This window comes from Streptomyces katrae, from assembly GCF_000966975.1.
Lineage (GTDB): Bacteria > Actinomycetota > Actinomycetes > Streptomycetales > Streptomycetaceae > Streptomyces > Streptomyces katrae.
The window spans coordinates 1-5,100 of sequence record NZ_JZWV01000076.1; the positions used below are offsets into that span (position 1 = coordinate 1).

A 5,100-nucleotide genomic window follows, 5' to 3' on the forward strand; every position below is an offset into this window, starting at 1 on the left:
GGGCAGGGGTGGCCGGGGCCTTGCGTACGGCCGGGGCCGCCGCCGGGGCGGAGCCCGGGGAGGGGGTGCGGGCGGCGCTGGGCGCGCTGGCCCTGCGGGTGGCGCCGGGGAGCGCCGCTACGGCCACCGACGCCCTGGGCGGCACCCATCTGGCCGCCTACGCGGTCGGGGGCGGGCAGGTGCTGGTCCTGGCCACCCCGGGGCGGGCCCCCGGGGACCACACCATCGCCTCGGTCGCCGCCGTCCTGCTGACCCTGCTCACGGCCGGCGGCCCCGCCGGCGCGGAGGCGGCCGCGCTGACCCGCCTCCTGCTGGACGGCGACCCGGCGGCCGCCCTCACCCCGGGCCCCTGGTACGCCGTCCACGCCCGGGGCGGCGGGGACCCGCACGCCCTCGGGGCGGCGCTGGGCACCGTACTGCTGGACCCGCACGGGGACGGCGTACGCCTCCTCACCGACCGGGAGCCCGGCCCGCAGCCGGGGTGGCGGCTCGGGGTCAGCGCCCCGGCCGGGCCGGACGCCCTGGCCACAGCCGGGGCCCAGGCCCGCCGGGCCCTGTCCCGCGCCGAGGCCTCCCGCATCCCGCTGGCCCGCCACAGCGACCCCGGCTTCACGGGCCTGGTCGGCGAGACCGAGGCCCGCGCCCACGCCGAGGCGCTGCTCCTGCCCCTCTCCCCCGCGCTGCGGGAGACCCTGCACGCCTGGCTGTCCCACCACGGCAGCTGGGACCGCACCGCGGCGGCACTGGGGGTCCACCGGAACACGGTCCGCCAGCGGATCGCCCGTTGCGCGGCCCTGCTGGGCGAGGCCGACCTGGACGACGCGGACACCCGGATGGAGCTGTGGTTCGCCCTGCGGTGGCTCGGTCCGGCAGCGGACCGGTCGGGCGGGGGCCACGGCTGACGGCGGCCCGGCCCGGGGGCCTACGGTGCCGGCGTCAGCGTGCAGCGGCCGTCTTCGCAGGTGCGCTGGAGGCGGCCCCTGGAGAGGGTCTGGGCCAGGCCGACCGCCCAGCACATCGGGCAGCCGCGCAGGGCGAGGAGGCCGGCGGGGAGGAGGGCCAGGCTGACCGGCCAGGCGTACGGGAGGAGTACGGCGGCCAGGGCCAGTGAGCCGAAGCCGAGCGCGCCGCGCACCAGGTGCCGGGGCAGGGTGGCGCTCGCGAAGTCGGGGCGGGGGGCGGTCTTCGCCGGGGTCATCGTCCGTTCCTTCCGGGGGCCGGGTCGGGTGGGGTGAGGAGGGTGGTGCGGACCGTCGCGCGGGCCCGGTGGAGACGGGACTTCATCGCCGCCGTGCTGAGGCCCAGCGCGTCGGCGACCATGCGGCCGCTGTGGCCCTGGACGTCGCGCATGATCAGCACCCGCCGCTGGTCGGGCGGCAGGGCCGCGACCGCCGCCGCCACCCGGCCCGCCTCCAGGCGGCGCAGTGCCTCGTCCTCGGCCGAGTCCACGGCCGTTTCGGGTGGCGGGGGGTGGTCCCGGTCGCGGACCACGGCCCGGGCGCGCCGCAGGCACTCGTTGCGGACGATGCGGAACATCCACGAGGCCAGTGCGCCGGAGGCCCGCAGCATCCCGATCTTGCGGTAGAGGATGATCAGGGCTTCCTGGGCCGCGTCCTCGGCGTCCTCCGGGGTCGCGCAGAGGGAGCGGGCGAAGCGCCGTACGTTCGGGTGCGAGCCCGAGACCAGCGCGGCGATCGAGGCCGTGTCACCGCGCTGGGCCTCGGTGATCAGCTGTTCGCCGGGCCAGGACCGCTCAGCCACGCGAGCGCGCCCGCTTCAGGACGAACACGCACGTGCAGAGCAGCACCGCTCCCGCCGCGATGGCGATACCGACGATCATGACGACCTCCAGGTGGTCCGTTCCGTACCGGCGTCCGTCGCGGTACGGGGATAAGAGGCGCCGGCCCCCGGAAAGGATTCAGCACCGGGGGGCCGAGTCTGGACAGGATCGACAACCCGCCGGTAACTTAGCTATGAGCAAGCGCTTAGACATGGGCGGCGGACCGCCGCGACGAAGGGAGCCGGCCGTGCGCCGTACGGTGTTCAACGAGGACCACGAGGCGTTCCGCGAGACCCTCCGCGCCTTCATCGAGGCCGAGGTCGTCCCGGTCTACGACGAGTGGTTCCAGGCCGGCCAGGCGCCGCGCGACTTCTACTACAAGCTCGGCGAGCTGGGCATCTTCGGCATCAACGTCCCCGAGGAGTTCGGCGGAGCGGGCCTGGACACCCACAAGTTCGAGGCCGTCCTGTACGAGGAGACCTCCCGCGCGGGCGTGAACTTCGGCGGCTCCGGCGTGCACGTGCTGCTCGCCCTGCCCTACATCAAGATGCTCGCCACCGACGAGCAGAAGAAGCGTTTCCTGCCGAAGTTCGTCTCCGGTGAGGAGATGTGGGCGCTGGCCATGACCGAGCCGGGCACCGGTTCGGACGTCGCGGGCATGAAGACCACCGCGAAGCTCTCCGAGGACGGCACGCACTACGTCCTCAACGGCTCCAAGACCTTCATCACCGGTGGCGTCCACGCCGACCGCGTGATCGTCTGCGCCCGCACTTCCGCCCCGAGCGAGGACGACCGCCGCTTCGGCATCTCCCTGTTCGCCGTGGACACCAAGTCCGAGGGCTACTCGATCGGCCGCAAGCTCGACAAGCTGGGCCTGAAGACCTCCGACACCGCCGAGCTGGCCTTCGTCGACGTCAAGGTGCCGGTCGAGGACCTGCTCGGCGAGGAGGGGAAGGGCTTCTACTACCTGGGCCACAACCTGGCCTCCGAGCGCTGGGGCATCGCCTTCGGCGCGTACGCCCAGGCCGCCGCGGCCGTCCGGTTCGCCCAGCAGTACGTCACCGACCGCACGGTCTTCGGCAAGCCGGTCGCGCACTTCCAGAACACCAAGTTCGAGCTGGCCGCCTGCCAGGCCGAGGTGGACGCCGCCCAGGCGGTCGCCGACCGCGCGCTGGAGGCCCTGGACGCGGGCGAGCTGACGCCGGCCGAGGCCGCCTCCGCGAAGCTGTTCTGCACCGAGGTCGCGCACCGCGTGATCGACCGCTGCCTCCAGCTGCACGGCGGCTACGGCTACATGAACGAGTACCCGATCGCCCGCCTGTACGCGGACAACCGCGTCAACCGCATCTACGGCGGCACCAGCGAGATCATGAAGTCGATCATCGCCAAGTCGATGGGTCTGTAAGTCCCCTTGAACGGAGCGCTCGGCGATCTCCTCGATCTGCTCGACCTGGAGCAGATCGAGGAGAACATCTTCCGCGGGACCAGCCGCACCTCCCTGGTCCCGCGCGTCTTCGGCGGACAGGTCGCGGCCCAGGCACTGGTCGCGGCCGGCCGCACCGTGCCCGCGGACCGTACGGCGCACTCGCTGCACTCGTACTTCCTGCGCACCGGTGACGCGGGCGCGCCCATCGTCTACACGGTGGACCGGATCCGCGACGGGCGCTCCTTCACCACCCGGCGGGTCGTCGCCGTGCAGCACGGGCAGCCGATCTTCCACCTGTCGGCCTCCTTCCAGGTGTACGAGGAGGGGCTGGACCACCAGGCCACGATGCCCTCCGCACCCGACCCGGAGACCCTGCCGACGGCCGCCGAGGCCCTGCCCGCCTACCGGGACCTGTTCCGGGACCCGGGCACGGTGGAGCGGCTGCTGGAGGCGCGCGGCGCGGTGGACCTGCGGTACGCGACGACGCCGCCGTGGGGGTCCATCGGGGAGCCGGTGGAGCCGCGTTCGCAGGTGTGGTTCCGTACGGCCGGCAAGCTCGACAGCGCCGATCCGCTGCTGCACACGTGCCTGGCCACGTACGTCTCGGACATGACCCTGCTGGACTCGGTGCTGCTGGCGCACGGGCGCGGCGGCTGGGCGGTGGGCGACGTGGTCGGGGCCTCGCTGGACCACGCGATGTGGTTCCACCGGCCGCTGCGGGCGGACGAGTGGCTGCTGTACGACCAGGACTCGCCGACCTCGCACGGCGGACGGGGCCTGGGACAGGCCCGGATCTGGACCCAGGACGGCCGGCTGGCCGTCACCGTGATCCAGGAGGGCGTGGTCCGCGTACCGCGAGGGTGACGGCCGCCGCCACGGCCGCGAGGGTCGCGGCGCAGAGCACGGCCAGGCCGGGGTTCACATAGCCGGGGACCATGTCGTGGTGGGCGTCGCAGGTGCTCGACAGCGGCAGGAGCGATTCCCTGGCCTCCCCCGGCACGTAGCCGGCTCCCTCGAAGAACTCGCAGGTCTTGTCCCTGCGCAGGCCTCCTCCCAGGACGTGGAAGAGGCCCCAGGCGTAGAGGGTGCAGGTGGCGAGGAAGAGGGTGACGGCCGCCCGCGCCCAGCGGGTCGCGCCCGTCGCCCGGAGCACGGAGCGGATCCGCACGGTGAAGACGACCAGCAGGATCAGGCCGACGATGATGATCATGTGATCACCGTACGGCTGCCGCCGCACACGCCTCCCCGCTACCCCTTGGGGCGGGCCTTCAGCTTGGCCCAGACCGCCTCCAGGGCGGCGATGTCGGCGTCGTCCAGCAGGTCGTCGAAGACCTCGGCGAGGGCCTCGCGTCGGGTGGCGTCGGCCTCGGCGTAGGTGCGGCGGCCGGCTTCGGTGAGGGCGATGCCGACCGAGCGGGCGTCGGTCGGGGAGGGTATCCGCTCGACGAGCCCGCGGGCCTGGAGCGAGTCGGCGACGCGCGAGACCTGGCTGCGGCTGAGCAGGGTCCTGGCGCCCAGCTCCGAGGGGGCCACCGGCTCCTGCTGCACGCTCAGCCACAGCATCACCTCGAACCACGACAACGGCAGGTCGTGGCGGCGCGTGAGCGCCTGGTCGACCCGGGCGGTGAGGGTGGTGCCGGCCCAGACCAGACCGTAGAAGGCGTGGTCACGGGGGGTGAGGCCGTCCAGGTTGAGGTTCGCGTGCGCCATGGGGAAAGGGTACCGGGTTGCGTGCACGTGCACACATCATTAATGTGTGTGTGCACGCACAAACCTAGGGAGCCTTCCATGACCACCACGTCCGCAAAGACCGTCCTCATCACCGGCACCTCCTCCGGCATCGGACTCGCCGCCGCGGTGGCGGCGGCACGGGCCGGCTGGCACACCGTCGCCA

General features: G+C 73.4%; 7 protein-coding genes and 1 pseudogene. 4 read left to right on the forward strand and 4 right to left on the reverse strand.

From position 1 onward, the window contains the following. On the forward strand, nucleotides 1-902 hold a 902-nt coding region (locus VR44_RS04115), incomplete at its 5' end, for a PucR family transcriptional regulator (protein WP_169790973.1). A gap of 20 nt (nucleotides 903-922) precedes the next feature. Here the strand turns inward: VR44_RS04115 and VR44_RS04120 are convergent. Beyond that, entirely contained in the window at nucleotides 923-1,198 is a 276-nt protein-coding gene (locus tag VR44_RS04120; RefSeq protein ID WP_045945971.1) for a hypothetical protein, read from the reverse strand. Then, nucleotides 1,195-1,761 carry an RNA polymerase sigma factor gene (locus VR44_RS04125; protein ID WP_045945972.1) on the reverse strand — a complete coding sequence of 189 codons (567 nt, stop codon included), beginning with the start codon at nucleotides 1,759-1,761 and terminating at the stop codon, nucleotides 1,195-1,197. Before VR44_RS04125 ends, VR44_RS04120 begins: the two co-directional genes overlap by 4 nt. A gap of 266 nt (nucleotides 1,762-2,027) precedes the next feature. Between VR44_RS04125 and VR44_RS04130 the strand changes: the two genes are divergently transcribed. Both VR44_RS04130 and VR44_RS04135 read left to right on the forward strand, forming a co-directional pair. Beyond that, the gene (locus VR44_RS04130) at nucleotides 2,028-3,185 is read left to right on the forward strand and encodes an acyl-CoA dehydrogenase family protein (RefSeq protein WP_045945973.1); all 1,158 of its coding nucleotides are present in this window, start codon (nucleotides 2,028-2,030) and stop codon (nucleotides 3,183-3,185) included. A gap of 6 nt (nucleotides 3,186-3,191) precedes the next feature. Next, nucleotides 3,192-4,070 (forward strand): acyl-CoA thioesterase, encoded by an 879-nt coding sequence (locus tag VR44_RS04135; RefSeq protein ID WP_045945974.1) that lies wholly within the window; start codon nucleotides 3,192-3,194, stop codon nucleotides 4,068-4,070. Here the strand turns inward: VR44_RS04135 and VR44_RS04140 are convergent. Then, entirely contained in the window at nucleotides 4,027-4,416 is a 390-nt protein-coding gene (locus VR44_RS04140) for a hypothetical protein (protein WP_045945975.1), read from the reverse strand. The two genes, VR44_RS04135 and VR44_RS04140, sit on opposite strands and share 44 nt — an antisense overlap. Nucleotides 4,417-4,454: 38 nt before the next feature. After that, nucleotides 4,455-4,916, reverse strand: a complete 462-nt coding sequence (locus tag VR44_RS04145) for a MarR family winged helix-turn-helix transcriptional regulator (RefSeq protein WP_045945976.1) — start codon at nucleotides 4,914-4,916, stop codon at nucleotides 4,455-4,457. Nucleotides 4,917-4,994: 78 nt separating this feature from the next. Here VR44_RS04145 and VR44_RS43725 point away from each other — a divergent pair. Further along, a pseudogene (locus tag VR44_RS43725) lies at nucleotides 4,995-5,100 on the forward strand (short-chain dehydrogenase); the annotation flags it as partial.

What these genes read in the sequence shown, in the direction of transcription:
- VR44_RS04120 (WP_045945971.1), bottom strand. Translation starts at nt 1,198, where the DNA reads ATGACCCCGGCGAAGACCGCCCCCCGCCCCGACTTCGCGAGCGCCACC.
- VR44_RS04140 (WP_045945975.1), bottom strand. Translation starts at nt 4,416, where the DNA reads ATGATCATCATCGTCGGCCTGATCCTGCTGGTCGTCTTCACCGTGCGG.
- VR44_RS04145 (WP_045945976.1), bottom strand. Translation starts at nt 4,916, where the DNA reads ATGGCGCACGCGAACCTCAACCTGGACGGCCTCACCCCCCGTGACCAC.